The sequence below is a fragment of the Rhizobacter sp. P2_H2 genome (assembly GCF_056403375.1).
The window spans coordinates 1-1,053 of record NZ_JBFUFP010001465.1 but is presented as its reverse complement, the minus strand read 5'-3'; the positions used below and the strand labels follow the sequence as shown (position 1 = coordinate 1,053).

Below are 1,053 nucleotides of genomic sequence, written 5' to 3'. Positions count from 1 at the left end.
CATCGAGGTAGTCGGCCACCTTGTGCACCTCGTCGGCGATCGAGGTGTCGGCATGGCGCGACGCGGCCGCGCCCTGGTCGGCGCGCGCGAGGAACAGCATGTCGTTGACGATGCCCTTCAGCCGCTCCATCTCCTCGAGGTTGGAGCGCAACACCTCCTCCAGCTCGCCGGCGCTGCGCTCGCGCGTCAGCATCACCTGGGTCTGGCCGATCAGGTTGGTGAGCGGCGTGCGCAGCTCGTGCGCCACGTCGGCATTGAAGGCCTCCAGCTGCTGGTAGGCAGTCTCCAGCCGCGCCAGCGCGCCGTTGAACGAGGCGGTCAGGTCGCACAGCTCGGCGGGCATCGGCTGCAGGTCGAGCCGCTGCTCCTGGTGGTTCGGGTCGAGTGCCTGCGCCTGCCGGCTCAGCCGCTGCAGCGGCCGCAGCCCCACGCGGGCGATGCCGTAGCCGAGGAAGGCCACCGCCAGCACGCCGACCGCGCCCAGCCCGATCAGCGCGAAGCGGAAGTCCTCCAGCGTCTGCAGGAAGCGCAGCGGGTCCTTCACGAGCACCAGCGTCACCGCCGGCCGGTCGCCGTCGGCGGGCAGGTGGCGGGTCCAGGTCAGCAGCTTGCAGGGGTGGCCGGGTTCCTCCAGCTCGCCGAAGCCGCCGGCCATCGCCAGCGCCTCGATGTCGGCGCGCCGCGGGCCGTAGCGGAAGGTCGAGACGTCGCTGATGACCCACAGCCGCACGTCGCTGCGCTCCATCTCCAGCGTGTTGAACTTCGGCGTGAGCCACAGCCGCCACTGCGATTCGTCCTGGACGCGCAGCACGATCGATTCGGCCCAGCCGGCGCGCAGCCGCATCTCGCCGCGCACCTGCTCCATCATCCCGCCGTTCAGCATGCGGTGCAGCGCCCAGCCGCCGACCAGGAACACCACCGCGGCGCAGCCCGCGAACATCAGCGTGAGCCGCACGGCGAGCCGGCGCGTCATGCCGTGCCCTCCGCCGCGCGCGCCTCGAGCACGTAGCCCATGCCGCGCATCGTGTGCAGCAGCTTGAGCGGGTAGGGGCC

The 1,053-nt window shown here is 71.7% G+C and carries 1 protein-coding gene; it reads right to left on the bottom strand.

What is annotated here, in order from left to right; all coding sequences use genetic code 11:
• Positions 1–973, bottom strand: a 973-nt coding sequence (locus AC1D15_RS33960; RefSeq protein WP_477829533.1) for a histidine kinase dimerization/phospho-acceptor domain-containing protein, incomplete at its 3' end; no start/stop codon positions are given.
• Positions 974–1,053: the final 80 nt, after the last annotated feature.